We start from the raw sequence: 25,147 nt of genomic DNA, 5'->3' as shown, positions 1-25,147 counted from the left end.
AATATGTAGTCCCGGTCCGAATCTGCCTTAGCGGTACCGCTTGCACGACTGCCTACCACTACAATCCGGGCCCCCATCCTATTCGCTGCGTTCTGGATGCGCCGGGCCTCGCCAGGGAGAATCCCGCTTCCGCAGGAGTTTTGAGGGTCTTCGTATTTGACCGGGCCCGTGCTGTCATATGATCACCTTGAGTGATCGGGTTCTGGTTGCGAAGCGTGACGGTGGTCGGCGGCTCACCCGCGTTGTCGCGTAGTGAGCGCGGCGTTGTTGGTTGATGGGATTGCGGAAGCCGAAGGCCATCCGCCCGACGAGCTTGATGACGCGGTTGGTGCCTTCACTGGTATGGGAGCCTGGACACGTGGCGATTGTGTGGTCCCGACAAGAAATCCTCGCAGCAGCCAGGACATGGTTGCTACGTGCGGACGCGGTATGGGACGGGTACTCCGGCGTCGATGTCATCGCGGAGCCGAACAACCTGTTAGTGATCTTCCGTTGGCGGCGAGATCCGAACGTATACGCCATCGAGGTGGAGTTTCCGACGACGCCTGCAAGTCCGTGGACCGGCCTGCCGGTGACCTCGGCGGATGAATGGGCCGTAGAGGTTGGGGCTCGACTCGCGGAGGAACTCGCGACCGGGCTGGTCAGCCGTAGCCGCCGGAGGATCCGCGACGGCTACGTCGTGCTGGATGCCCACGATGCTCCAGACGTCGGCCCTGCCGGGTTCCGCATCAGTTCGGTTCCCCTTGTCGGTATGCTTTCCCCCTCGTGGCCCCATCGGAATGGGACCCATGTCACGTGGGGATCGCCAGAGGCACTGGTTTCCCTGCCTGCGTCCAAGGTCGGGTCCTGGTTAGCCGAGGCGGGGATGGATGTGAGCCTTCCCCGACAACTGATCATCGAGGCAAGGCTTGCCTGCTGGCTGCAGGCCTACGTCGACAACGCCCGCGGGGAACCTTTTGTCGGTCATGCGGCCGCCTCCTGGGAGGACATACAGCACACCACCGCACGTCTCGACCTGGTGCACATCCAGCCCGGCGTCCCGTCGGAGGTTTGCGGTGCGCTGGTGCGTTCCGCGGTTCGCACGGTAACCGAGGACGGTGCTTTGCGTGTGGTCACCGTGATCGACGTTCCCGAGCTCCATGGGCTGGGATTCCGGCCCGCGAACGAGGGCGGTCTTACATTGCACACCAGCGGCGGCGCTGAACCGCCATCGGACCCCGCCGCTGGGAGCTGACCCCAGGCGCCGCCCATCCGCCCCATCCAAGGCCGGACCTCAACAAAGGGGCTCTTCATAGTTCGCCGGGCTCGGATGGTGGTTGATGACATTGGGATTGTTGTGAGGTGACGTCAGTCACCGGGGAAACGGACAGGTCGGGGAAGACGAAAAAGCACCCGTGGTGGATCATGTTCTCGCCAAAGAATAAAGATCACAGCCACACGGGTGCATGGAGCAGCATACGGGTTCGGCCCTGCTGGGGCTGATAGGTATATCGGTGTTCGAGGTGGAACACGACGGAGACGGCGGCCGGGTGGTGCACGTCGTCCCGGAGCGGTCCGGGCGGCCTTTATGCCCAGATTGCGGGCTTCCCGCAAGCGGGGCCAAGGAATGGGTGACGGCGCGGGCAGCGCATGTGCCGATCGGACTGGAGCCCGTCACGCTGGTGGTGCATAAGCGGCGCTGGCGCTGCGGGACGCCGTGGTGTGAACGAGCCTCGTTCACCGAGCAGGTGCCTCCGATCGCCTGCGGCGCCCGCATCAGCGAGCCGTTGCGCGAGCAGATGGCCGTCGAGATCGGCGACCAGTTGCATCCAGCCGGCGAGGTCGCCGCCACGCATCGGGGAGCTGGCATATCGCTCATGACGCCTTCGCGGCGGTGGCCGATCCGGTGCTGGCCCGCCCGCTGGAGCCGGTAAGGGTGCTGGGGATCGACGAGACGCGCCGCGGCAAGCCCCGCTATCGGCTCGGTGAGCAGGGGCGGCGCGTGCTGGAGGCGGACACCTGGCACACCGGCCTGGTCGATCTCGACGGCGGTCAGGGCTTGCTGGGGCAGGTCGAGGGGCGTACCGCCGAGACCGTCGCCTCCTGGCTGGCCGCACAGCCGGCAACCTGGCGCGACCAGATTGCCGTGGTGGCCATCGATATGAGCACCTCCTGTGCCAAGGCGGTGCGCGCCGCGCTGCCGCACGCCGTGCTGGCCGTCGACCACTTCCACGTGATTCAGGCCGCCAACAAGGTCATCAACCTGGTGCGCCGTCGCGCCATTCATACCCGCTACGGCCGTCGCGGCCGGGCCGGGGACCCGGAGTACGGCATGCGTCGCACGCTGCTGCGCAACTGGGAAGACGTGCCCGAGATGCGGGTGAACGCCATGTGGGAGGTCTTCTTGGCCGCCGGAGGTGCTGGTGAGCAGGTGCTGGCCTGCTGGGTGGCTAAGGAACAACTGCGCGCCGTCTTCCGGGCCACCTGCGCCGGCGGTGTCCGTGACCGGCTGGCCACCTTCTTCGCCTGGTGCGCCGATCATGCCCACATCCCCGAGTTGGCAGGGCTCGCCCAGACCGTCAGCACCTGGCGGCACGAGATCGCCGCCGCCGTCCTGCACCGAGTCTCCAACCCTGCCAGCGAGGGCACCAACCGCGTCATCAAGCTCATCGGGCGGATCGCGTTCGGCTTCCGCAACCCGATCAGCCAGCGCCGCCGCGCCCGCTATGCGACAACGCGGGTGAGCCGCCGACCATCGTCACGCTCCGGAGCCAAAACGAGATCACCCAAGGTGATCGGATGACAGCACCGGCCCGGCCAAATGCGAAGACCCAGTTTTGAGCCCGCACGGGCCGCTGTTGTGCACCAGGACGGACGTCGTGCCTGCTTGCACATAGTACGTGTGCAGGTCGGCTACCGTCAGGTTGTGGACGCGCTGGTCAGCAGAGGTCGACTTCTCGATCTCAGCAATCTTCAGATAGGTGCCTTGGCTGGTCTGCAGCCACTGCCCTGGCCGAAGCGTGCCTGCCTGCTCCCACTGCCGAGCGGTCGGCACCCAGAAGGGATGTGTGTCCGTGGCGGTGACGGTGCCGGTCTCGCCGCCTTGGTCGCCATCGCTGTCCACCGTCACCCGCACCAGATTCTTGACGCCTTCGCTGGTGATCGGAGTGGTGACGGATTTCGCCTCGTTCTTTCCTGTTTTTGGATCGGTTGCGACGACTTCATCGCCGGCCTTGATGTCTTCAATGGATGTCTTGGTTCCGCCTGCCATGAGGACTTTGGTGCCGGGAACAAAACTGCTACATGGCGACCCGGCCCTGACCTGCCCCTTCTTTGGCCTACGACGTCCAGCGGATTGCGGATGTTGCCATTCAATATGGCATCGGCCGGGCCGATGCCGGTCTTATCCAGCTTCCGATCAATCTCTTTTGTCTTCTCGCGCATCTCCTTTGTGCTGTTCTTGCCACAGTACAAGCTCTCCTGAAAACCAGGTTTCCGGTTCTTCTCGGCTTCCTTCGTCGCTCTTCTCTCGGCCAATCCATTCTTGTCCCGCGCTTGGGCAGAAAGCGCCTCGTCCCTCTCTCGCCGATGGAAATTTCTCGCCGCCCTGCGTTCGCCGACCATGTAGCTTTTGGTGATCCTTTTGCGTTCCTTCGCGGACTTCTTGCCTCAGTTCTTGTCATGCCACGGCCGGGGTTCTTCTCCGTCCGGATCCGAGAACCAACAGGATTGTTGGCGGTGTAGCTGTAGGGGTTGGCCCATTCCGGCCGTTTCAAGCTGAGAACGGGGTCGGTGGAGATGAACCTGGCGATGGCCGGGTCGTAGTAGCGGGCGCCCAGGTAGGTGAGATCCGTGGAGGCGTCTTCGGTCTTGCCGAGGAAGCCGCGGTCGGTGAAGGGCAAATCGTCGGCGCCGCGGCGTTGGCCGAAGGGCAGGTAGCGTTCGCGGCTGACGGTGCCGGTGGTGTCGTTGACGGCGAGCTGGGTGCTGCCGTGCGTGCCGGCGAGCAGCCAGGTGACACCACTGGCGTCGCGCATGGCGGCTAGGTCGCCGTCGGCGCTGCTGTAGTAGCGCTTGCCGGCCACGGCGCCGGCGGCCAGGCGCAGCTCCATGACACCGAGGTAGAGGGTGGTGGTGCCGTCGGGGTCGCGCCGGATTAGGCGCTCACCGGCGGCGTCGTAGACCATGTCGGTCTGCCGGCCGTCGATGGTGGCCTGGGTAAGCTGGCCCAGCTGGTCCCAGGTGAAGGTGCCTTGCTTGCCGCCGACGGTGCGGGCGGTGAGCTGGCCCTTGTTGTCATAGGCGTAGGTGTCGGTACCGCCCGGGCGGGCGATGCCGGTGACGGCGTTGGGACGGACGACGGTGGCGCCAGCGGCGGGGTAGGTGTAGGTGGCCGTCTGGCCGTTGTGAGTCAGGCTGGTGGGGTTGCCGACCTTGTCGTAGGCGTAGGCCTGGCTGTAGGGGTCCAGTCCCAAGGCATCGCCGGTGCCGGTGCACGAGCTCGCGGTGGTGGTGTAGGCGGTCTTCAGCCGGAGCAGGCCGTCGTAGGTGAAGCATTCGGACTGGCCGTCGGTCTGGCCGGCGATGGCCGAGGCGGCGTTCAGCACGCGGGTGACGTTGCCGCCCAGGTTGTAGGTGTAGCGGTCGTCCTGGACGGTGTCCGGGGTGGACGTGTTGGCCTTGGTCTGGGTGGTGACCCTGGAGAGCCACTCGGTGGTGGCATCGCGCTCCAGGACGCGTTTGATCTGGCCGTTGCCGCCCAGCGAGCGGGTCTCGAGCTTGCCGGTGGCGGTGAAGGTGCTGTCCTTGACGTAGGTGAAGCCGCCCAGGTCGGACGTGGTGGCCTTGGTGAGACCGAGATCGGTGTAGCTGTGGGTGAGTTTCTCGGCCGGCAGGCCGCCCGCTGCGGGCATGCTCTGCTCGCGCAGGTTGCCAGCCGCGTCGTAGGCGGTGGTGAAGGTGTAGTCGCGCCCGAGACCGCCCTCGCCAGCGGGGATGGTGGTGGTGGGCCGGTAGTCGCTGTCGTAGGCGGTGACCGTCTCGGTGTAGGGCTGGCCGCCGGTGTAGCGGGTGGCGGCGCCGGGTTGACCCTTGGCGACGGTGTCGTAGGTCCAGGCGGCGAGCCGGGTGCCGGTGTTCGGCTCGCCGGCCCACTGGCCGGTGCGGCGGCCCAGATCGTCGTAGACGGTGGAGACCTTCTGGCCCTTGCCGTCGATGGCCCAGATCTGCCGGCCCGCGGCGTCATAGCTGAAGCTGGAGGCACCCGCGTCCGGATCGGAAGCGGCGGTGAGCCCCAGCACCTGGACATCCGCCAGCGCGGCATCAAACCCCTCACGCCACCGCCGCATCGCCCGCCAGTTCTCCGACCGGCACGCGGCAGTGCAGAACCTCCACGACGACCTCCAACCCTCCGGCAAAGGCCCGCCATACTGCGCACAGACGGGACGTCCCGGCGACGACCCACACACGGGGGCGGCCGGAATAATACGCCGGAAAGGGGCCGCGAGCGGCTGTAGTCGCAGCTCAGCGAGTTCGGCAGTAGACGCGCATCCGGCCTTGATCGGCGCCGCCAGGACGACTAGCCTGATCGCCGTGCTGCCGGAAGGCGGGGCCGAGGCGATCGCGTCACACGGGAAGTGCCCGGCCACGACGGGCTGCTCGACCACGCCACCATGGAGTTTGGGACCGACTGACGATGAGCGCGGAAGAGGATTTCAAGCAGGTCGGCGCCGAGCTGGCCGACCTGGGAGTACGGATCTCCAGGATGATGGGGAGTCCCGCACTCAAAGATCAGGCGGGGAAGGTGTTCGCGAGCCTGCAGCGCGACGGCGCGATGGTGTTCCGGCTGGTCAAGGACACCCCTGAACACACAGCCGCGCTCCAGCTTGCCGGGGCGTCCCTGTTCGACCCCTCGGGGCAGGGCAGGGCGATAAAGGACTGGGTGGTCGTGCCCCATTCCTCGGCCGAGAAATGGACGGATCTGGCCGAGGCCGCCCTCAGCCGCCCACGCTGATCAGTAGGCCACGTCGACGGTGTGGCCGTGGGTACCCGAGTCGGGCAGGACGTGGAGCACGGCGCCGGCGAGGTTAAGAACGTCAGTGGCAGCGGCATGCGAACGTCGGTAGGTCGCGGCATGATGAACATCTCGAAGGCCCTGGGAGCGGGGAACGCCAGAAGTCGGCATGTCGGGGGTTCTGTGCCGGACACTCGTGGACGAAGTAGTCCCCCAATCGACGGTGACGTAGTGCATGCGGCCGCACAAAGGGTGCTGGACGCCGGGAATGACAAGCATGTCGAAGTACGGCCCAGGCTCCGAAGCCTCTCGAACCGCTCCGTGGCCGGATGCGTGGCACTTCTTGACCGGGCCCCAAGGGCACGCTGTCAGCTCGGTGTCGCAAACAGCACGACCAGGGGAGCTGCATGACGCCTGGCCCTGCGGTGGGCTTGGTTTGCCGCCGGACAGCCCGGTCGGATAGAAAACTTGCGTGCTAAGAGGTAACAAGGTCGGGCTCAGGGCCCGGCACGAGGACGACATTCCGATCCTGCGGGCCGAGCTCTATGACGACGTGGTCAACGCCTCGCGGGCCGAAGGCCGGCCGTGGCGGCCGATCACACCCGGCTCGAAGGATCCGCGGCTCGTGGTGGACGACGAGGAGCAAGGGCGCGTCCCGTTCTCGGTCGTGGAGCTGGACGGCGGCACGCTGGTCGGCACCGCGACGCTGTGGGGCATCGACAACCACAACCGGTCCGCGCACATCGGGCTAGGGCTGCTGCCGTCGGCCCGTGGCAAGGGCTACGGCACCGACGTGGTCGCGGTGCTGTGCCACTACGGTTTCGTCGTGCGCGGCCTGCAGCGACTGCAGATCGAGACGCTGTCGGACAACGCCGCGATGCTGCGCTCCGCCGAGCGCAACGGTTTCGTCCGCGAGGGCGTGCTGCGCTCCTCGGCCTGGGTGATGGGCGAGTTCCTGGACGAGGTGCTGCTCGGGCTCCTCGTCCAGGACTGGAAGCCGGCCTCGAAGGCCTACCTCTGATCTTCGCGTTCGGGACTTCGTGAACATGTCGGGCTGTGGCCAGTGCCGCATCAGGCAACGTTCGCCCTGCCATGACGCATCGCTTGGTTGCTGCGCCTGGCGGCACGGATGGCGCTGCGAACGATGCTCATCGGACTGTCGCGCCAGGCCGCCGCCCGTATGGCCGGACGCGACGGGCTGCCGCTCAAGCCGTACCGGTTCGTTGAGGGTGACGTGCGGACCGGCATCCCCTTCGTGGCCGATCGAGAGAAGCGCTGTGCGGCGGCGTTCGGAATCACCGGCACCGTCGCCCCAGCTGCTCGGCCACGCCTCACGGACTCCACCTGGATCTCTAAACCCTGCCCACCGACGACGACCTCGAAGCCGCCATCGCGCGGCCGGCCGTCGACCGCTGACCCAGAAAGATCAGCTGCTTGTGTTGTCCTTGGCCGGACGCGACGCACAGGCCTTCTCGGTGATTGGCTCAGTCAAGGCAGGATCTCGACGTACCCGTCGGTTCCGTGTACGCGGATCCGCTGCCCGTTCCGGATCAGCCGGGTGGCGTCTACCACACCGACGACGGCCGGCAAACCGTACTCCCGTGCGATCACTGCTCCGTGAGTCATCAATCCTCCGACCTCCGTCACCAGGCCTGAGATGGCGACGAACAGGGGCGTCCAACTGGGGTCCGTATGGGCCGTGACCAGGATGTCGCCGGCTTCGAGATCGGCCTCCGCCATGTCCAGGATGACGCGGGCCCTGCCCTCGATGGTCCCGCCGGAGACCGGCAGGCCGATCAGGGCGCCGGCCGGCACGTCGTCGCGTCGGTACGCCCCGGTGATGACCTCGCCGTCCGAGGTGAGCACCCGGGGCGGCGTGAGCGCGTGGTACGACCGGTACGCGTCCTTGCGCTGCTGGATGAGCTGGTCATCCACCTGGTTGGTGCGCACGACGTCGTGGAGCTCCTGGAATGTGAGGTAGAAGATGTCCTCCTTCTCGGGGAGTACGCTGGCCCGCACGAGACGCTCGGCCTCCTCCAGCAAGGCCTGCTTGTAGACGAGGTAGCGGCTGACGATGCCGTACTTCGGGTACTCCCGGTAGCCGATGAAAGTCCGGACCCGGTCGATCATCCGCTTGGCCTCGTCGGCTTTCTGCTCCCCGTCCGGCAGGGCCCGCAAGCGTGACAGCACGTCCCGTTCCTTCGTCTCCGCCTCCTGCCGCCCTTGCTCGAAGCGCCGTTCGGCGGCGCCCGGCTCGAAGAGCTTGACGTTGTCGAGGATCACGGGCACGAGCGTGGTGGGGCGCTCGCTCCAGCGGGGCCTCGTGATGTCGATTTCGCCGACGCAGCGCATGCCATACCGGTCGAGGTATGCCTCGATGGCGTCGCGCGCTTCGGTCCCGCCCGCGAGCTTCGGCAACTCGTCCAGGAAGCCGTCGTCCTCGACGCCCTGCAGGAACGCCACCACCTCCGGATGCGGCCGGATCACGTCCGCGACGTCGAGCAGCGCCAGTCCCATCTCCGATGTGACGTTGTCCGGGGCGGACAGCGTGAGCGTGTCGGCCGCGTTCTTCTCACCCAGCCACTCGTACAGCTTGTCGTTGAGCCACCACGTGGCCTCCATACCCGCCATGATCGCCTGAAAGTTCAGCGGATCTTTGAGGACTCGCTTTTGCTCCTCGAAGGCATCCAGCAGGAAGTCGAGCAACGCCGGCCCGGTCTTCGTCCGGATGTCGCGCCGCAGGGCCGCGATGGACGCCTGGCTGCGCTCGATCAGCTCGGTGACGATGGCCGGGTCCGTCTCGACCGGGGCGGGCGCACCGCCGGCCGGCGGCCCGCCGGGACCTCCGTCCGGGAGCGACGGGACGAAGTCGCCGCGGTCGAGGACCGTCTCCAGCGCGTCCCTGATCAGCGGATCGGACCTCCCCACCATCCCCAGGAAGCCGGCGCGGCTCGCCGGCGACGCCAAGTGCCGGGTGACGTCGACGAACAGCCTCCCGCCGGCCTCGTGCGTCGACGCCAAGGCCGTCAGCTGCCACACGGAGAGCCCCAAGGGCTTCATGGGGTCGGTCATCATCTGCCCATGACCGACGGAGACGTAGACGTGATTGTCCTGGTCGCCGGTCTCGGGGATGGGGAACAGCGTGGTGATCGGCCGGCTCTGAACGATCTGGAAGCCATCATCGACCAGGCACCATTCGATGTCCTGCGGGCAGCCGAAGTGCGCTTCCATCCGCCGCCCGAGCTGCACGAGCCGCACGACCTGCGCATCCGTCAGCGCCGCCTGCTCCTGCCGCTGCGGGTCGATCGCCACTTCCTGCGTCCCGCCACCCGGCAGCGGGTGGATGGCACGCTGCTTGGCGGCAACCGCCTTGGTGACGACCTCGCCGTCGCGCACCTTGTAGACGTCCGGGTTCACCAGGCCGGAGACCAGGGCCTCACCGAGGCCGAAGCTGGCGTCCACGGTGGCGACCTTCCGGTTGCCTGTGACGGGGTCGGCCGTGAACAGGATGCCGGCCGCATGCGGGAAGACCATCTGCTGCACGACCACGGCCATGCGGACCGTACGGTGGTCGACACCGTTGCGCTGGCGGTAGGTCACGGCACGCTCGGTGAACAGCGACGCCCAGCACCGGCCGACGTACTGGAGGATCGCCGCCGGACCCACGACGTTCAGGTAGGTGTCCTGCTGGCCGGCGAAGGATGCCGCCGGCAGGTCCTCTGCCGTGGCGCTGGACCGCACGGCGTAGGCGGCGTGCTCGCCGAGCTGCGCGAGCGCGCGAGTGATCGCTGCCGCGAGATCGTCAGGGATGGCGATCCCTTCGATGGTCCGGCGGATCTCCGCGCTGAGCGTGCGGATCGCCTTCCGGTCATCCGGGTTCAGGTGCGACAGCTGATCGAGCCGATCGGCCATCGACGGCGCTTCCGACACGATGCGGCGGTAGGCATCCGTCGTCACGCAAAAGCCGGCCGGCACGCGGATCCCCTCGATTCGCGACAGTGCACCCAGATGCGCGCCCTTGCCGCCCACGACCGCGACCTGCGTCTCGTCAACCTCTTGCAGACCCATCACGTACTGCTCAATCATGGCGATACCTCCGCGGCAGCCGTGCTCCGTCGCACCGCCAGTCCCATCACTGGTTCGACGTCACCGCATCCCCCACACGTCGACAACCGCACACGCACGTCGTGCCCCCATTCCGCAGATCGTGGCCTCGGCCGACGATTCTGCGGTACGACCCGGGTCTTGCCGCAAGCCCCCCGGTGCGCTATACGTTAGGAGAGGCAGGGAGAGGGATCTCCTTGCCTTCACTTTTGGTCGTCCACTGGAAGTGACAAGCTTCTCGCGAAGCGGCGGCTGCAGCGCGATGGCCGGACGTGAGACGCCCGGACGGCACGCGTCGCGGCGCCGCGATCACCTGGTTGCGCCTGACCGAAGCGCCGCCGCGCGCTGGTCTGACGTCGCTGATCGGCCGCCCGGGGCGGTCGCCGCGCTGCGCCGCGTGCCCTGGCTCAAGCACTTCGACCGCCGGGCCGCCTCCGTTGCGGCGAGACGCACCCGACCCGATCGCGTGACGCCCGCCCGACCACCACGTGCCCACGCGAAACTGAATAACCACAGGCATGATCATGTGCACGCACATCGGCACATGCGGATGCCGCCCGGATCGCGTCATCGCGCTCCGGGACCGGTGAGTTCCCGGTGCGCCCTGACCAGCCGCCGTTCCATGATGTGCCGCGTGGGAGATCTGCCGGTGGACCCGAAGATCCGGGCCAGGTGCCGTACGGAGATGCCCAGGACCCCGGCGACCTGAGCCGCTCCCAGGCACGGATCGTGCAGCTGCCGCTCGATGTAGTCCTCGGCGACGATCAGCTGCGACCGGCAGGTGTCGGGCTCCGGGCTCCCTCCCGTACGTTCCTCCGCGAGCTGCCGAAGCAGGTCGACCACGGCCCGCTCGGCGTCGGCGGGATCCGGGAGCTGTGAGGCCCGCCGATCCGCCGAGTGATCAGGAATAGCGGACCGTGACCATTTCTGGGCAGATGAATTCTGCCCCTGCCCGGTGGTTGATAAACCCAAAAAGCGAGTCATTGTAGCCTTGACCTGCTTTGACCGCACTGCAATGATCAACCCGAATTCGGGGCCCCGATTTCCTGTTCATCTCAGTCTTCCCGGAGAATCGGAGCTGATTACGTGGAGCCATTACATCCGCCTGCCCGGAAACCGACACGGAGGATATTCCGGTCGCTCGCGGTCGTCCTCGCCGCGGCGCTCGCGGTGGCCTCCGGCGCGGCCCCCGCCGCAGCTCACTGGAACGGCACGGGGCAGGACATCGCCAGGATCGCGGTCGAGCCGTACAGCTACAACGACACGTGGCAGAAGCCGATGAACAAGGCGCTGAGCAACTGGAACGCCACGTCCAGCCCCGCTCACCTCTACAAGAGCAGCCTTTCCGGCTCGACGATAACCGTGAAGTCCTACAGCAACACCTTCTATGGGCGCTACACGAGATGTGGCGGCAGTTGCCTTTATATCAAGCTCAATACGCGCACCATCAACCGGGACGCGTCCAATCACGCCAACTTCGTGACGAGCGTTCTGGTGCACGAATTCGGGCACGCTCTGAACCTGGCGCACAACTCGTCGACCTCCATTATGAGCAACAGCAGGAACCGGAATTCGATGACGAAACCGCAGGCCCACGACGTCTCCGACGTCAACGCGTACTACTAGGACTCAGGTTTCCAGCGACAAACACGTAAAGGGACAGGAGTCGGCGTCAATGAAGGGTCTGTTACCACGACTGGGCGCGGTGTTCGTGGCCGCGGTGTTCGCGACCGGCTGTTCGGCCGGCGAAAAGACGATCATCTATGAGGCGGACTATCCCGTCTACGAATCCGCCGACGCGCTCTTCGACCGGGCGACCCTGGTCGTCGAAGGCCGCGTGACGGGTCAGCCGCGGGTCCTCCAGCAGACGGAGGAGCTCCCGGAGGATCCGCAGGAGACCGATCCCCAACTCAATCCGAACGCCGGAGCCCCCGCACAGGCCAAGGCCCGGACAGAAGAGCCCCCCACCGTCATCACCGTCTACTCCGTAGAGGTGCTGAAGGTGTTCAAGGGAGAGGCCAAGCCCGGCCAGATCGTCGAGGTCAAGGAACTCGGCGGCGAGCTCGACGGCGTGACCTACAAGGAAGTGGATCTGGTCCCGCTACGCACCGAGCAGGGTTACACGATGTTCCTGGAGACCTATCCCGACTCGCCGGCCGCGCTGCTCAATCCGCAGCAGGGGAAGTATCCCCTGGACGCGTCGGGCAATCCCCAGCCGCTGGCCGAGAACCCCGTCAAGCTCACCCGGACCGACCTCACCAGACTCGCCACCGGGGAATGACGCGACCGGCCGGAGCGTGATCGAGCGGGGCATCAGGCGGGAGCGGCGGATGCGCCGACACTCCCGCCTGATGCAGGCCGCCGCCCGCGACCGCCGGGCCGCCCTGGGGGGTGGCCTTCGGCCCGGCGTGCACTGGGACGCCAAGACGATTACTCAACCGAGACTCGGCAGCGGTCTCCCCTGCGATCCTGGCATTTGATACGAATCTTTTGGCTTTGGCCCCCGTCTACGGCGACTTGCCGTCGCCGACCGGTAGCCGGAGCTGACCCCATCGCACGAACCTACCCACCGTCGCGCGGCGGCGTTAACTCGGTAGGGGGATGGAGTTCACGCCCGATCGGGCCGCGAAAGCGGTCGAAGGTCGCCCCTGTCCGAAGTGTGAGGTTCCGGCGGGGAGCGCTTGCAGGACGGCCCTGCGCTCGTATAGCTACGGCGGACGGACAAGTAGCCTGCCGTGTCCGGGCGTATGCGTGGTGGTCAGGCGTTCTCGCGGGTGAGGTGCCGGTAGATGGTGGGTCGGGTGACTCCGAATTCGTCGGCGATCTGTTGGACGGTGTAGCGGCGTTTGCCGTCTGTGCCGGTCTCGTCGTACATCTGCTGGGCGAGTTTGATCTGGCGGGGGCCGAGTTTGGGTTTCTGGCCACCGGTGCGGTCGCGGGCACGTGCGGCTTCGAGCCCGTCCAGGGTGCGTTCGGACATGAGGGCGTATTCGAATTCGGCGATCGCGCCGCGGATCTGAAAGAACATCGTGCCGACCGCGGTCGAGGTGTGGATGCCCCTGGTCGAGCACCACCAGGTCCACCTTGCGTTCCTGCAGTTGCTTCGAGAGGGCGATGAGGTGTTCCAGGGAGCGGGCGAGCCGATCGAGCTTGGTCACCAGGAGTTGATCGCCCGGCCGCAGGACGAGCAGGGCCTTGTCGAATTCGGGGCGGCGGGCGAGTTTCCCGGATGCCTTGTCGATGAAGATCTGTTCGCAGCCGGCGGCGCGGAGTGCGTCGACTTGGGCTTCGGGGTGCTGGTCGCTGGTGGAGACCCGCGCCGTGCCGATCCGCCTGCCCAGGACCGTAACACGAAGCCCGGAGCGCGTGACATAGCCGCGTACACGGGAACCTTTACATTCTTGACCTGGGGGAACGCCGGTCAGCCAATGTGTAAGCGAACGAACGTTACCGGACACCTCCAATACCTCTCCCCCACACCTTCAAGATCGCTATGGCCGCTCTCCGGCGTATCTCGGCTGCCCCCTGGTTCGCCCCCAATGCGGTGCCGGTTAGGGGGCGAACTGCTGGTGTCCTATGACGGAGAGGAGTTCGAGCTTTCCCTGGCTGTCGGTGCCGGGGCGGGCGGCCAGCACCACCAGGGTCTGAGTGCGGTCTTGGGTGCACAGGAACTGGGCGTCGACGTCGATACGGCCGAGGTCGGGGTGGAGGATGGTCTTGGACTCCTCATAGCGCCGGGCGACCTCCCCGAGTTCCCACACGCGGACGAACTCGGGGCTGAGTTCGTGGAGTTCGGCGACCATACGGGCAGCTCGGTCGACGTCGCTGCCGGCTGTCAGCGCGGCCCGCAGGCGTGCTGCCTGGGTGCGGGTGTGGCGCGGGCGGTCTTCTTCGGCGTAGTACAGGCGCTCGGCCGGGTCGGTGAACCAGCGGTAGAAGCAGCTGCGGGCCAGGCCCGTATGGCGGGTCCGGTCGCCGAGCAGGGCGGTGGCGATCGGGTTCATCGCGAGGGTGTCGGCCATGTCGGTCAGCACCAGGGCCGGGGTGTCGGCGTTCAGGCGTTCCAGGACCCGCAGGAGGGTCGGGCTGACGTGCTCGGAGGGATGGAAGCGAGCCGGGGCGTTGTGGCCGATGAGGGCGAAGAGGTGGTCGCGTTCGTCCGGTGTCAGGCGCAGGGCCCTGGCGAGGCCGGTGGTGATCTGGACGGACGGCTGCGGAGCCCGCTGCTGCTCCAGGCGGGCGTAGTAGTCGGTGGACATGCCGGCGAGCTGGGCGACCTCCTCGCGGCGCAGCCCCTGGGTGCGCCGACGTGGACCCTTGACCAGTCCGACGTCGGCGGGGCGCAGCAGCTCGCGCCGCCGGCGCAGGAACTCCGCCAGTTCTTTCCTGTCCATGCCTCCCATTGTCGTCGTTTTGCGTCGGCCCAGCCAGGGACCGCCGATCCATGGAAAAACCTTCCCCTCCTGTCTTCGCGCGGGCGCCCCTACGGTCGGGGCTGCGGGCGCTCACCGGCCCCGCAGCCAGCGAAGGAGAGAACCCCCATGAAGATGACCGGCAACACGATTCTGATCACCGCGGCACCTCGGGCATCGGGCTCGGCCTGGCGCTGCGTCTGCACGAGGCCGGCAACAAGGTGATCGTCGCCGGCCGCCGCAAAGAACTCCTGGACGAGATCACGACCGCCCACCCCGGCATCGCGGCACTCGTCCTCGACGTCGCCGACCCCGCGTCGATCACCCGCGCCGCCGAGACGGTGGCGGCCGCGCATCCCGACCTGAACGTCCTGGTCAACAACGCCGGCATCATGCTGCGGGAGAACCCCCTCGACCCCGCCTCCCTCCCGGTCGCTGAGGACCACGTCGCGATCAATCTGCTCGGCACGATCCGGATGACGTACGCCTTCCTGCCCCTGCTCGCGGGCAAGGACGACGCGGTCGTCATGAACGTCACCTCGGCGATGGGCTTCGTGCCGCTGGCGGCCACCCCGACCTACAGCGCGACCAAGGCCGCGCTGCACGCCTTCTGCGAGAGTCTGCGCGTGCGGCTCGCCGACAGCGGCGTCCAGGTGATCGAGGTGATCCCGCCGGCTGTGCGCACCACCCTCCTCGGCCAGCAGGACGACGAGAGGTCCATGCCGCTGGAGGACTACCTCACCGAGGCTCTGGACCTTCTGCGGGAAAGGCCCGACGCCAGGGAGATCGTCGTCGAGCGTGCCAGGTTCTTTCGCGACGCGACGGCGAACGGTACCTACGACGACGTCGTGGCCATGCTCAGCAATTTCCGCTGAGCGGGCCGGAATGCGGTGATCTCGTTGTTCTCTGTCCTGGTCGGCAGTACGGGAGACGGCGGCACGATCGGTGAGCCAGCCGCCGATCGCCGCGTCGAAGTCGATGCGCTGCAGTACCGGCGCACGGTCGCTGCGCTGGGCCACCCGACAGGGCCGATCCGGATCGCCCAGCGCGGCCCCGCCGCAGAATAACAGCCGGTCAGAGGCATTACCCAGTGGTATGTGGCCGTCATCGGTGTGGCCGGATGCTCGGCGCCTGCCTGGGCGGGAGTCTGGGGCATCCCTAACAAAGATCACACTCTGGGAAGCGATCACCAGCGCCTCCGGTATCCGTAGGCCGGAGCCTCTCGTGAACAGCCCACGGACAACCCCGTCGCGCGACCAGACGCAGGCACAGGGACGGGCTGGTCGGCGACCGCGAGTGCCCTTTGCCGACGACGGCGGGCGGAGCCGTCCGCACCGCTGTTCACCGTGCCGCCCTGGAGCGGCACGACCCAGAAAAGGACGACCGACCCAGCAGGCGCAAGGGCCATCGCCTCCCGCTTCCTGGACCAGGTCGGCGCCTTCCATCAACTGTTCTTCGCCGGACTGCTCAACAGCCGAGGCGCTTCGACGACCCTGCCCCGCACCCACGATCGACGAGGCGCGCCCCGCAAGCCGCCACCGCAACCTGCCCGGCGCCCGCCGATCCGCTGGATCCAGCTCCGGCTGCTCGAGGCGCCGTGACTTCACCCGCTTCGACGCCGACCCCGCTAACCCCTGGCTGAGGTGGGCGATCTATCTCGCCCACCACTCGGCGAAGGCCACGGTTGGCAGCGGTACACCCATGACGATGTCCGGCGGGCCCTGACCGTCGTGCTGTCCCGGCACATCGTCGGCGACGTCATCCGCTACTCCGAGCTGTTGCCCGCGATCCGGGCCCTTGACATCAGCGTCGAGCGAGTGGGCGAGGTCCTGGCCGAGCTTGGTGTGCAGCACCCCGGCCGTGAGGACCGACTGCTTGAACGCCTCGATCTTGACCCGTTCAATCGCATCATCCAGCCCCGCTCGACTGGACGCGGGCGCTCAACGGACGCACGGACCTGATCGTCAGTGACAGTGGAGGTGATCGCGGTCGCTCACATCCCAGGTCCGTCGACTGGAAGTATTTTGGAGAACCGGCTGGTCAAGGGCTGTGACCGAATAATCGGGCCCCAGGGTCATGACGCCTCGTCAGCCGGTGCTGGGGCCGCACGCTCGTTGGACTCGTCCTCGGCGAAGCGCAGCCGCCGAAGGACGTCCCACCGCTTGATGAGCATGAGGGCATCAGCCGAGCCGAACGGTCGGGCTGGCGGAATGACGGCAGGCAGCCTCGCCAGCCAGTCCTGGACCCGCTTCCGATCGTCGGCGAGCTCCGAATCCACGAGATCCAAGAGGAGCTTCTCGAGGGTCGCGCCAGGCCCGGGAGAGGCCGCCGCCGCGGCGAGCCGCTTCGCGAACGACGGCATCGACTGATGCACAGCTGCCATGAAGCACGCCGCTGTCCGCTCGGTCGCCAGCCCGTTGCCGCCGGCCAGCGGCGGCGACATGGCCAACAGCAGCTTGCAGATGTTGACAAACCGCTTTACCTGCCGCGGGGTGCCGGCCACCAGAGGGTTCAGTGCCGCGACGAATTCCAGCTCGGCCGCGGTAATCGTGAAGTTCTGTGCGTCCAGGTCGAGCCGCGGCCCGTGCACCGCGAGCATCGTGTCTGCGGCTTCCTGTTCGCGGCGACCGACATGCAGAGCGGTGCCGGCCTGCGGTGCACGGTCACTGTTCGACTGAGCGACCGACGGGAGCAGGAGTCCCCGCAACAGCCGGTGTCGCCCGCCCTCGTCGAGCGGCTCCACCCAGAACGGGATCTGAAAGATCTTCTCAATGTAGTCCGTTGCGGTTGGCGCGGAGATGCCGGGAACTGCCTCCTGCTTGAGGATGGGCAACGCGCGGGACAGCGCGGCTGTCAGCCACCTCGTGTCCACGGCCACGACGACCACGAAGAGGGGGAACGCGAGCAAGAGGTGGACGGCTTCGAGCACCTCGACGACGCGTGCTGGAGGACAGCGGTCGAGGTCGTCGATGTAGAGGACGATGCGGTTCGGCGGACCGTCGGGTTGCTGTGCCTCGGGGCTGCTGTTGTACTCCGCAACGAGGCTCGACAGCGTCTCCAGGTCGTCGCTGACCGTGGTCACGATGCCGAGCCGCTTGCGGTAGTCGTCGCTGGTGTAGCGACCCGACAGGAAGTCGGCGTAGACGGTGCCTGCGTTGAGACGGGCGGCCATTCGGTCGAGATCGCCCCTCTTGGCCGCCGCCTGCGTCGCCTTCTGCTGTTCGACTTCGATCTTCCCGCGCGTGGCCTCGACTGCGCGCTCCTTGGTGGTCAAGGTCTGTTCCGCCTGCTTGACGAGGTTCGACAGTTCCTCCCTGACCTTCTGCTCCGCGTCGAGAGCCGCCTTCTGCTGGCCCTCGACGAAGGCAGCAGCAGCACCTAGGACGGGCACGAGCAGCGCTGCGCAGGTGCCGAGGGCGGCGGTCAGCGCCGTTGGTAGCGCGAAGCCGCGCAGGTCGAGCAGCACGACGAGGGTGGGTACGACAAGCACGGCGAGGCTGACCCACACCAGGCGGTTCCAACTCCAGAACTTGCTCTGCCTCCAGGCAGGAGCCTCGGCCGCGACCTTGAGCCGGCGCGCCTCCTCGAGGGTCTCGACGACCCGGGGCCCCAGGACCGAGCCGAGCCCGGTGACCAGCACCGTTGTCGCGCTGGAACGCGCGTGTGCGTCGAGCGCCGTGCGCTGGGCGACATGCTGCAGGGTGGCGATCTGCCGCTTGACGTGCTCCACTTGCTCAGCCGCTGCTTGGGCCTCGTGCGCCTCGGCCTTCTCCTTCTCGACCAGGTCAGCGACCGCCGACTCCGCTCGCATCTGCTCACAGAGGATCTCGTCGCGCTGCGCATTTGCCTCCTGATGCTGGCGGCTCAACTCCGTGAGCTTCCGCCGAGCCTCTGGCGAGAGCGCGTCGAAGATGCGAGACAGCAGCGCGGCCCACAGGTCGGTCTCAACGTACTGCCAGGCGTTGAACTCGATCGGCACGACCTTCGTCCAGATCTCCTTCGATGCGGAGTCACCGTCGCTGGCGGCCAGCGTCGTCAGCTGGCTCACGCGCTGTCGGATCTTGGCCATCAGGAAGCTCTTGCCGCTCCCCCAGTGCCCGAACAGGCCAATCGCGAGCGGCGGGACAAGGGTCCTCGATCCAATGAGGTACGCGAACGCGTCAGCCTCCTCGCTGACTCCGATGAAGTCGGCCCCTGGGTCGGGCACGTCATTCGAGAAAGAGGCCATCGTCGCGGGACGGCGAGGAAATTGTCGCGACAGCCACTGTCCGATCTGCTCGCCCGCCGGTGTGGAGCTACGCAGGTTGATCTTCTCAGCGGCGTTGTTAACGGAGGCGGAGTCGGCGCTATCCAGTGAGGGGACGACGTCATTGAACTGCCGGACCAGATTCTCGGCACTAATGCCGAACCGAGTAAGCCCAGACTGCAGCCGCTCCTGCCACGGGGTGCGCGTGAGAAGCTCGGCCATCACATGCAGAACCTGCGCCTGGCCACCTGCACGGACGCTTGCATCGGTCAGGATCGACACCACCTCGACGTCCAAGTCGGTCGGGTCGGGCCCGCGAGCTGCGGCGGCGGCCTCATGCAGGGCGGCGCCATCGATCACCCGATAGTCGTCCGCAAGCAGGTCACGGGCAGTGAGACCGAAGTGATCGAGGAACTGCCACATCTCTCCCCTCGGGTCGGGATGCGCCAGCAGGAGCCCGAGGAAGAGCTCGTTGGAAGTGACCGTGCGATCCTGCCCACCGAGCGCCGCGCATCCGCTCGCCCACAGCAGCGCTCTGCCCACTGACCCCGACCACCCAGGCGCTTCGGACATCTTTCCCCCTCACCGAATGGAGGCGCGTCCTCCGCTGACAATGTGTTCTCGCCTCTCACCTTGAGTATTCACCGCGATCCCTGCTGCGTCGCGATTCGCCGCCGTGGCCTCCGTGTTTGACTGCCGCAGGAACCAAGCAGCCGCACCTATTTAGGTGCACATCAAAGGAGTAACATTTCCGCAGCTCAGCCTCTATGAACACGCCAAGATGATCGAATCTATAGCCTGACGAATCGAGCCTTGTCAGGCGCTTGCTCCTTGGGTGAGCAACAGCGCTTGAGTTGGGTTCGCTGCCCTCTTCCTCGCGTCGCGCGCTCGCGGCCTGCAAACTGCGTCTTCTTGTGATGGCCGGATCGATCACCACACCCCGAAGTGGCAACCTTGACACAACCCTGAGCCCAGATGCGACCCCGGTCATCTAGGGTTGGAGGACCCTTGCAGTAGGTCAGAGGACGATGATCTCTTCTTTCACGTAGGCCAAGTTGACCGAACGCAGCCCGGACCCAAGAAGAACCGAGCGTGCGGAGAGCGCCTCGAGGTCGTCAAGGGCGCGTCGCAGCACTCCGGCCTTTGGCGTTTAAGCGATCTTGCTGGTGGGGGGCGGAGGTGAACCGTGGCCCCGCCCTTGGCGGGGCCACGGTGGCGCGATTGTGGTTAAGCCTTGATCGGTGCGGCTAGCCCTGGCGGCCAGTTCGATCTTCGCGCAGTAGGCTGCACGGGCTTCCTCGTCGATCTGCTTCTCGTGTTCGGCGCGCAACCCGGTCCGCCCGTCGAGGCCCTCGCGCAGGATATCGGCGTGCCCGGCATGCCGGATGGACTCGCCGAGGACATGGACCATGATGGCGAACAGGTTCGTGTCGGCATAAGGCTCCGGCCACCACGGCACGTGGCCGGGGGCGTCGAGGGGAAGCTCGTTGATCGTCGCGTCCGAGTGTTCCCACGTGCGCCGATAGAACCCGATGATCTGATCGCGGGTCTCGTCCGCGGTCGCCCACAGATCGCTGCCGTTGGAGTCCTGCCACCGGGGCAGCGGTTCCGGGGAAGGGCGGTCGAAGACCTCGCCGAAGTACCTGGCTTCGACGCTGGCCACGTGTTTGACCAGGCCGAGGAGGTTGGTCCCGGTCGCTGTCAAAGGTCGGCGGGCGTCGTATTCGGACAAGCCGTCGAGTTTCCAGAGCAGCGCCTTGCGGTCCCGCCGCAGTCTCCCGTGCAGGTTGTCTTTCGCGAAATCGTCGATCATGGGTCACGATTCTGTCAGGCTGCGCCGGTGGGCTCAGGTTGCGAGCTGCCTGGCGTCGGCTCCGCCACCTATCGCTCAAGCACCGAGGCCAGGACTGTCTGTTCCGGGGTGACCCCGTCGCACAGGTGCTGGATCACCCACAGGCCGAAGCGGCGCGAGGCGATCGAGCGGGAGGCGGCCAAGGCCGGGACTCGCCCTTCGGCCATCAGCTACGTCATCGGCCACCCGACGGCGGTCAAGACCGCCCTGCTGGCCGACGAGAGCACCCGGGCGGCGGCGCGGGAGGTCCTGGAGGAGTTCGAGGCCCGCCAGGCCGCCGCCGATGCGGCCGGCCGCGCCGCGGCCGCCGAGGTCACCAGGCAGCGGCAGAGCGAATACGACAGCGAGTACGACAGCGCCCGGCGCTCGGAGCGGGAGTCCTTCGCCGCCCAGGCCCGCGCGGTCCGTGACGGATCCGAGGCCGATGCGTCCATGGACGTCTTCAACGCCATGGCCGAGATCCGCATGGCCGCCTCCCGGGCGCTGTCGCTGCTGCACAAACAGCAGATCCGCTTCACCGCCGACCGTGCCCAGGCCATCGCCGAGCTCTGCGACAGCGCCCAGGCGGCCATCACCGCCGTCCGCGACCTCGCCACCGGCTCCGCCCTGGACGACGCCGCGCTGGCGAAGTTCCTGGACGAGAACGGCAAGCTGCTGTGAGCCCACGGCGCGGCGCGATGGGCCGTTCTTGAGATGGCCTGAAGGAAGTTGACGGGATCCCGTCCGATCATCTGGATCGGACGGGATTTCGCGTTTTCCGAGGTCTTCGGACCGTTGGACGGGCCGGTTCTGGCTCGTGTGGCGTTCGTGGTGAAGGGCGCTGGTGGTGTTGAGCCGCTGGGAGCGCGTGAAGGGCTGGCGGCCGGGCGTGCGGGACCGGTCGGTCGAGGTAATGCTGTCCGGTTGTCGGCCAAGCGGATCAGGCGCCTGGTGGTGGTCTGCCGGATGCTGCGGGCGGTTCCAAATCCGGATCTTCTGCATTGGATGCGCAGGTGTCCTCGGGCGGAGGCTCGCGGTGGGCATGGACTTGCCTCCAGGCGAGCAGGATGAGCTCGTTGGCGACGGCGACCATGAGCGCGGCGAGCAGGGTTTGGGCGAGACGGTTCTTGGGGTCCCCGAGGTCGATGTGGTGGCCCTTAAGGCGGCCGTTGATGCCTTCGGTCATTATCTTCAGTTGATCATCTTTCGGCGATGTTGACCTGCAGTGCTGCGTCGTGGACGGTGTTGTCCACGAGGCTGGATGGACATTGAGCACGGGGATCAGCAAGGGCCGATCGTTGCCGAACCGCGACGTGGAGGGCCGGTCGGGCGTTGGACTCTCTGCTCGCCGAGCGCTGCGGCGAGCTCGCGGCGCAGGCGTTCGTTTTCCTGCCTGAGTTCGCGGATTCGACCGGTGGCTTCTTCGAGTCGTTGTCGCAGGGACGCATCCGTGGCTCGTTGGACGGGTGGAACGGTCGGACGGTCGGTGGATCGGGTCTGTTCGCGGAGGCGTTGGATTTCGGCTCGGAGGTCGGGCTGGCCGTAGAGCCAGGAGCGGGAGACTCCGGCTGCCTTGGCGACCGACTCGAAGGTCACGGCCGTGCCTTCACGCTCCAACTCGCGCAGGGCCTGGACGGCCTTTGATCGAGTCAGTTCATGCCGTCGGCGAGCGGCCTCGATCAGGTGCGGAGCATTGTCAGCTGGCATGGGAGTGGCCTTCGTCCGGAGAATCCTCGGTCAGCGAGGCGATGATCGTGTCGAGGTTGGTGACCACCGTCCGGTTCATTTCGGCCAGCCGCTGCTGGCCGCGGGCCTCGGCCGCGGAGATGATCTGCAGCAGCTCGTTGCGCTGGTGGCGGTGTTGAGGCAGGAATTCAGCGGTGGTCAGGAACATAGGGCAGGTCAGGCAGCTGTTGGCGTGCGGGCAGGACTGCTGGATGGGCAGGCCGCAGTAGCCGTTGGGCAGGGCTTGAGTCGCGCGCGAGAGCCGGTGCTTGGCCCAGGTGGCTTCAGCGAGCGGGCCGTCGGGGTCGAGGGTCACGGTGTCGCCGCTGATGTTGACCTTCCGGGCCTTTTCCCAGTGTGCGCGGATGGTGCTGTCGTGGAGGCGGGCGTAGTGGGCGGTCATCTGAGGCGAGTCGTGGTCGAGGATGCGGCGGACGACCTCCTGCGGGACATCCCTGTTGATCAGCCGGGTGGCCAGCGTGTGGCGCCAGCGATGCGGGGTGAGGTGGAACGGCTGACCGTGTTCGTCGCGGACATCACAGCAGGCCAGCCAGCGATAAAGCGCGGCCCGGTAGGTGGCGCTGCCCGTGGGGCGCGTGCCGTCCGCGTTGTTCATCTGCCGGGGAAACAGCACCGGAACGCCGCCGGGCCAGCGTTGCCGTACTCGCTGCTGCTGCCGGCTGATGAGCTGCTCGAGTTCCTCGTCGATGGGGACAAGCGCTTCGCGCTTCATCTTGTGGTTGAAGTACCGCAGGTAGGGTGCGTTCTCGCTGTCTCGGACGACGCAGTCGAAGGCGAGCTTGAGCGCGTCGGTGATGCGCAGCCCGCAGCGCATCAAGATCAGGGTGGTGAGCTGGTGGGCGGGGTGTTCCCAGCGGTCCAGGTTCGCGGGGTCTTCGACCTGGGCCATGATGTGCTCGGCCAGGGCCCGGGGCAGCATCGCGGGCCGCTTGGGGTAGTCGCCGGTGAAGAACAGGGTCTCCGTCGGCAGCGAGGTGTCCCAGCGGTGCTGGCGGACGGCGGTGAAGAAGGTGTTGAGCGCGCAGATGAAGCTGGCCTGGTACTGGGCGCTGGCGGTCATGAGCCGCAGGTGGGCGAGGTAGCGCTCCAGGACGACGCGGCCGACGTCGGCCAGGCGTTCAACTTCGGGGGTGTGCGTGGCGAGAAAGGCCGCGAAGTGGGTGAGGCTGCGGGTGCTCAGGAGGCAGGTGGACTTGCTGGAGCCGGTGGACAACCGCCACCGCAACCAGCGTTTGGCCAGTTCACGGAGCCATGGCTGTGGGATGCCGTCGAAGCGGAGGACGGCGTTGGTGGTGCTCAGCCCGAGGTTGTGCAGCCGCCAGACATCACGCGGGTATTCACTCTCCCAGCCGACACCGCCGAGCAAGGTCTCGAGTTTCCGCCGACCGTAGATGATCAGCTGGATGACGTCGCGGCGTGCTGTTGTGCGGTTGGGAGCGAGCTCACGCCACTGCTCTTCCGTTCGTTCCAGCATGGAGGTCACACCGACCGTGGCGAGGAGAAGGACAGCGGCGTTGACGGTGGCGGGTGCGGTCTTGCCTGCGGCTTCGTCGCGGCGGCACTGCAGGGTGTACTGCATTTCCTGGCGCAGGTGCGCTGGGAGAGCAGTCACGATGATGCGCTCGCCCGGTGGCAGTGGCCGAGGATCGTTGGCGGTGAGCGCGAACTCCTCGACTGGCGGGCGGTCGTGCTCGCGCCAGCGCGCCTGGTGGGGACGACACAGGTCGCTGTGCGGTTGAGCCCACCGTGGGCACCCGTCGACCAGGCAGTCTGTTGGGCGCTTGTCGAGTGCCAGAGGCTTCAGCAAGGCCAGGCCGGCGGGGAGTTCGGGGCTGCCGAGCTGCTGCCATATGTAGTGATGGGAATGGCAGAGCCTGCGCGTGCTGGCGGCGAAGTTGCAGCTGTCGACGACGCATCCCGCGGGCATTCGCGGCCGTTGGCCGATGAGTCGTGCGGTGGCGACGAACTCGCTCATGTCGGGGCGGCCGAAGTACTGCCAGCGCTGGTAATGGGCACCACACAGCCCTTGGGTGCGGGTGGCGCGCGAGCAGCCGGGAACCGCGCACGGCGTCGTGCCGAAGATCGGATCGTCGACGGCGAAGGCCACTTCATCACCGCGAAACTCGGGCCGGATGGCGCCCAGGAGCTTCTCGCGAAGTCCTGCGGGGATCGGCTTCGATCGTGCGGGGTTTATCGGGGTCGGGGTGATGCTGGTCACCAGGTCACCTCGTTTCCGGCGAACCAGCCGGCGGCTTCCAGCGCCTTGCGCGCGTCGGCGGCGGTGAGGTGCCCATAGACGGAAACGGTCGTCGCGATCGAGCTGTGTCCCAGCAGCATGGACACGCTTTCCAGCGGCACTCCGTCGCGGAGCATCCGGGTCGCGGCCGTGTGCCGGCACCAGTGCGGATCGAAGTCCAGGCCGGTGCGCCGCCGGATGCGGGTGACCAGGTCATAGACAGCCGAGTAGGTCATTGCGTGGCCGAAGGGCTCAGCGAACAGGTTGACGAAGACGTAGTCGGAGTCCAGGTCGCCGTACTCAGTGTGCATGTAATCGCCGTAGAGGCGGATCAACGAGGCGCTGACGGGGATGCGCCGTTGCCGCTGGGACTTACTCCGCGCCCGGTTGACGTTGTGTCGGGGGACGATGGTGATCTCCTGCTTGGCGGCGGCGATGTCCTCGTGCCGCAGGCCTAATACTCCAGTGACACTTCGCGATCTTGGGCGTTGAGGTGGCATGAAGACGGCCACCACGTGATCATTCGGAGTTTGTGAAGACATCCCAAGATCGCGTGATGGCCGTGGCCGACACTTTAGAC

The 25,147-nt window shown here is 66.9% G+C and carries 23 protein-coding genes and 1 pseudogene; 11 read left to right on the top strand and 13 right to left on the bottom strand.

All coding sequences use genetic code 11. The annotated features are described in order from the left end of the window. Positions 1-358: 358 nt before the first annotated feature. The 3 genes from ACIBX3_RS40715 (at position 359) to ACIBX3_RS40705 (ending at position 2,782) form a co-directional block, all read left to right on the top strand. A complete protein-coding gene (locus ACIBX3_RS40715) occupies positions 359-1,234 on the top strand; it encodes a hypothetical protein (RefSeq protein WP_397125916.1) in 876 nt (291 codons plus the stop codon). A gap of 259 nt (positions 1,235-1,493) precedes the next feature. Further along, positions 1,494-1,913 (top strand): transposase family protein, encoded by a 420-nt coding sequence (locus ACIBX3_RS40710; RefSeq protein WP_397125915.1) that lies wholly within the window; start codon positions 1,494-1,496, stop codon positions 1,911-1,913. Next, complete coding sequence (locus ACIBX3_RS40705; RefSeq protein WP_397125914.1) at positions 1,874-2,782, top strand: ISL3 family transposase; 909 nt, start codon at positions 1,874-1,876, stop codon at positions 2,780-2,782. Before ACIBX3_RS40710 ends, ACIBX3_RS40705 begins: the two co-directional genes overlap by 40 nt. Here the strand turns inward: ACIBX3_RS40705 and ACIBX3_RS40700 are convergent. Further along, the gene (locus tag ACIBX3_RS40700; protein ID WP_397125913.1) at positions 2,762-3,250 is read right to left on the bottom strand and encodes a polymorphic toxin-type HINT domain-containing protein; all 489 of its coding nucleotides are present in this window, start codon (positions 3,248-3,250) and stop codon (positions 2,762-2,764) included. The two genes, ACIBX3_RS40705 and ACIBX3_RS40700, sit on opposite strands and share 21 nt — an antisense overlap. Positions 3,251-3,350: 100 nt before the next feature. Continuing rightward, positions 3,351-5,327 carry an RHS repeat-associated core domain-containing protein gene (locus ACIBX3_RS40695; protein WP_397125912.1) on the bottom strand — a complete coding sequence of 659 codons (1,977 nt, stop codon included), beginning with the start codon at positions 5,325-5,327 and terminating at the stop codon, positions 3,351-3,353. 347 nt (positions 5,328-5,674) lie between these two features. Between ACIBX3_RS40695 and ACIBX3_RS40690 the strand changes: the two genes are divergently transcribed. Both ACIBX3_RS40690 and ACIBX3_RS40685 read left to right on the top strand, forming a co-directional pair. Then, positions 5,675-5,992 carry a hypothetical protein gene (locus ACIBX3_RS40690; RefSeq protein ID WP_397125911.1) on the top strand — a complete coding sequence of 106 codons (318 nt, stop codon included), beginning with the start codon at positions 5,675-5,677 and terminating at the stop codon, positions 5,990-5,992. A gap of 472 nt (positions 5,993-6,464) precedes the next feature. Then, positions 6,465-7,013, top strand: a complete 549-nt coding sequence (locus tag ACIBX3_RS40685; protein WP_397125910.1) for a GNAT family N-acetyltransferase — start codon at positions 6,465-6,467, stop codon at positions 7,011-7,013. A gap of 467 nt (positions 7,014-7,480) precedes the next feature. On the opposite strand, the gene rph is transcribed toward ACIBX3_RS40685, so the two are convergent. Both rph and ACIBX3_RS40675 read right to left on the bottom strand, forming a co-directional pair. Then, positions 7,481-10,078: a rifamycin-inactivating phosphotransferase gene (gene rph, locus ACIBX3_RS40680; RefSeq protein WP_397125909.1), complete on the bottom strand. Its 2,598-nt coding sequence runs from the start codon at positions 10,076-10,078 to the stop codon at positions 7,481-7,483. A gap of 585 nt (positions 10,079-10,663) precedes the next feature. Then, positions 10,664-10,939: a hypothetical protein gene (locus ACIBX3_RS40675; RefSeq protein WP_397125908.1), complete on the bottom strand. Its 276-nt coding sequence runs from the start codon at positions 10,937-10,939 to the stop codon at positions 10,664-10,666. A gap of 243 nt (positions 10,940-11,182) precedes the next feature. Between ACIBX3_RS40675 and ACIBX3_RS40670 the strand changes: the two genes are divergently transcribed. Together ACIBX3_RS40670 and ACIBX3_RS40665 are read left to right on the top strand one after the other, a co-directional pair. Continuing rightward, entirely contained in the window at positions 11,183-11,722 is a 540-nt protein-coding gene (locus tag ACIBX3_RS40670) for a matrixin family metalloprotease (protein ID WP_397125907.1), read from the top strand. Positions 11,723-11,771: 49 nt separating this feature from the next. Next, positions 11,772-12,377 carry a hypothetical protein gene (locus tag ACIBX3_RS40665; RefSeq protein ID WP_397125906.1) on the top strand — a complete coding sequence of 202 codons (606 nt, stop codon included), beginning with the start codon at positions 11,772-11,774 and terminating at the stop codon, positions 12,375-12,377. Positions 12,378-12,854: 477 nt separating this feature from the next. On the opposite strand, the gene ACIBX3_RS40660 is transcribed toward ACIBX3_RS40665, so the two are convergent. The 3 genes and pseudogenes from ACIBX3_RS40660 to ACIBX3_RS40650 all read right to left on the bottom strand — a co-directional run bounded on the left by ACIBX3_RS40660 (position 12,855) and on the right by ACIBX3_RS40650 (position 14,490). Next, positions 12,855-13,241, bottom strand: a complete 387-nt coding sequence (locus ACIBX3_RS40660; protein WP_397126134.1) for a recombinase family protein — start codon at positions 13,239-13,241, stop codon at positions 12,855-12,857. After that, a pseudogene (locus ACIBX3_RS40655) lies at positions 13,183-13,554 on the bottom strand (recombinase family protein); the annotation flags it as partial. The gene ACIBX3_RS40660 and the pseudogene ACIBX3_RS40655, both read right to left, overlap by 59 nt. A gap of 93 nt (positions 13,555-13,647) precedes the next feature. Beyond that, entirely contained in the window at positions 13,648-14,490 is an 843-nt protein-coding gene (locus tag ACIBX3_RS40650; RefSeq protein ID WP_397125905.1) for a helix-turn-helix transcriptional regulator, read from the bottom strand. Positions 14,491-14,540: 50 nt separating this feature from the next. Between ACIBX3_RS40650 and ACIBX3_RS40645 the strand changes: the two genes are divergently transcribed. From ACIBX3_RS40645 to ACIBX3_RS40635, 3 genes are all read left to right on the top strand, one after another. Further along, on the top strand, positions 14,541-15,383 hold the full coding sequence (locus ACIBX3_RS40645; protein WP_397125904.1) for an SDR family oxidoreductase: 843 nt from the start codon (positions 14,541-14,543) through the stop codon (positions 15,381-15,383). 15 nt (positions 15,384-15,398) lie between these two features. Continuing rightward, complete coding sequence (locus tag ACIBX3_RS40640; RefSeq protein ID WP_397125903.1) at positions 15,399-15,575, top strand: hypothetical protein; 177 nt, start codon at positions 15,399-15,401, stop codon at positions 15,573-15,575. Between the two features lie 663 nt (positions 15,576-16,238). After that, on the top strand, positions 16,239-16,469 hold the full coding sequence (locus ACIBX3_RS40635) for a hypothetical protein (RefSeq protein ID WP_397125902.1): 231 nt from the start codon (positions 16,239-16,241) through the stop codon (positions 16,467-16,469). 113 nt (positions 16,470-16,582) lie between these two features. On the opposite strand, the gene ACIBX3_RS40630 is transcribed toward ACIBX3_RS40635, so the two are convergent. Both ACIBX3_RS40630 and ACIBX3_RS40625 read right to left on the bottom strand, forming a co-directional pair. Beyond that, positions 16,583-19,297, bottom strand: a complete 2,715-nt coding sequence (locus ACIBX3_RS40630; RefSeq protein WP_397125901.1) for a P-loop NTPase fold protein — start codon at positions 19,295-19,297, stop codon at positions 16,583-16,585. 607 nt (positions 19,298-19,904) lie between these two features. Further along, on the bottom strand, positions 19,905-20,567 hold the full coding sequence (locus ACIBX3_RS40625) for a DinB family protein (RefSeq protein ID WP_397125900.1): 663 nt from the start codon (positions 20,565-20,567) through the stop codon (positions 19,905-19,907). A gap of 108 nt (positions 20,568-20,675) precedes the next feature. On the opposite strand from ACIBX3_RS40625, the gene ACIBX3_RS40620 reads away from it, so the two are divergent. Further along, positions 20,676-21,266 (top strand): hypothetical protein, encoded by a 591-nt coding sequence (locus ACIBX3_RS40620; protein WP_397125899.1) that lies wholly within the window; start codon positions 20,676-20,678, stop codon positions 21,264-21,266. Between the two features lie 259 nt (positions 21,267-21,525). Here ACIBX3_RS40620 and ACIBX3_RS40615 read toward each other — a convergent pair whose 3' ends face one another. The 4 genes from ACIBX3_RS40615 to ACIBX3_RS40600 all read right to left on the bottom strand — a co-directional run. Continuing rightward, the gene (locus tag ACIBX3_RS40615) at positions 21,526-21,873 is read right to left on the bottom strand and encodes a hypothetical protein (RefSeq protein ID WP_397125898.1); all 348 of its coding nucleotides are present in this window, start codon (positions 21,871-21,873) and stop codon (positions 21,526-21,528) included. Continuing rightward, on the bottom strand, positions 21,867-22,292 hold the full coding sequence (locus tag ACIBX3_RS40610; RefSeq protein ID WP_397125897.1) for a DUF6262 family protein: 426 nt from the start codon (positions 22,290-22,292) through the stop codon (positions 21,867-21,869). The genes ACIBX3_RS40615 and ACIBX3_RS40610 overlap by 7 nt, the downstream gene beginning before the upstream one ends. Further along, positions 22,282-24,549: a tyrosine-type recombinase/integrase gene (locus tag ACIBX3_RS40605; protein ID WP_397125896.1), complete on the bottom strand. Its 2,268-nt coding sequence runs from the start codon at positions 24,547-24,549 to the stop codon at positions 22,282-22,284. The genes ACIBX3_RS40610 and ACIBX3_RS40605 overlap by 11 nt, the downstream gene beginning before the upstream one ends. After that, positions 24,546-25,147 (bottom strand): tyrosine-type recombinase/integrase (locus ACIBX3_RS40600; protein WP_397125895.1); only part of this gene is annotated, 602 nt, incomplete at its 5' end. The genes ACIBX3_RS40605 and ACIBX3_RS40600, both read right to left, overlap by 4 nt.

The sequence above is a fragment of the Nonomuraea sp. NPDC049480 genome (assembly GCF_044465905.1).
In the GTDB taxonomy this organism is placed as follows: domain Bacteria; phylum Actinomycetota; class Actinomycetes; order Streptosporangiales; family Streptosporangiaceae; genus Nonomuraea.
Note: the sequence above shows the minus strand (reverse complement) of the source record. Positions and strands in the feature narration are given on the sequence as shown.

Bases quoted from the DNA above. Each gene is read 5' to 3' on its own strand.
- ACIBX3_RS40695 (WP_397125912.1), bottom strand. From the start codon at position 5,327: ATGCGGCGGTGGCGTGAGGGGTTTGATGCCGCGCTGGCGGATGTCCAG.
- ACIBX3_RS40700 (WP_397125913.1), bottom strand. From the start codon at position 3,250: ATGGCAGGCGGAACCAAGACATCCATTGAAGACATCAAGGCCGGCGAT.
- ACIBX3_RS40650 (WP_397125905.1), bottom strand. From the start codon at position 14,490: ATGGACAGGAAAGAACTGGCGGAGTTCCTGCGCCGGCGGCGCGAGCTG.
- ACIBX3_RS40610 (WP_397125897.1), bottom strand. From the start codon at position 22,292: ATGCCAGCTGACAATGCTCCGCACCTGATCGAGGCCGCTCGCCGACGG.
- ACIBX3_RS40645 (WP_397125904.1), top strand. From the start codon at position 14,541: ATGGAAAAACCTTCCCCTCCTGTCTTCGCGCGGGCGCCCCTACGGTCG.
- ACIBX3_RS40665 (WP_397125906.1), top strand. From the start codon at position 11,772: ATGAAGGGTCTGTTACCACGACTGGGCGCGGTGTTCGTGGCCGCGGTG.
- ACIBX3_RS40690 (WP_397125911.1), top strand. From the start codon at position 5,675: ATGAGCGCGGAAGAGGATTTCAAGCAGGTCGGCGCCGAGCTGGCCGAC.
- ACIBX3_RS40625 (WP_397125900.1), bottom strand. From the start codon at position 20,567: ATGATCGACGATTTCGCGAAAGACAACCTGCACGGGAGACTGCGGCGG.
- rph (WP_397125909.1), bottom strand. From the start codon at position 10,078: ATGATTGAGCAGTACGTGATGGGTCTGCAAGAGGTTGACGAGACGCAG.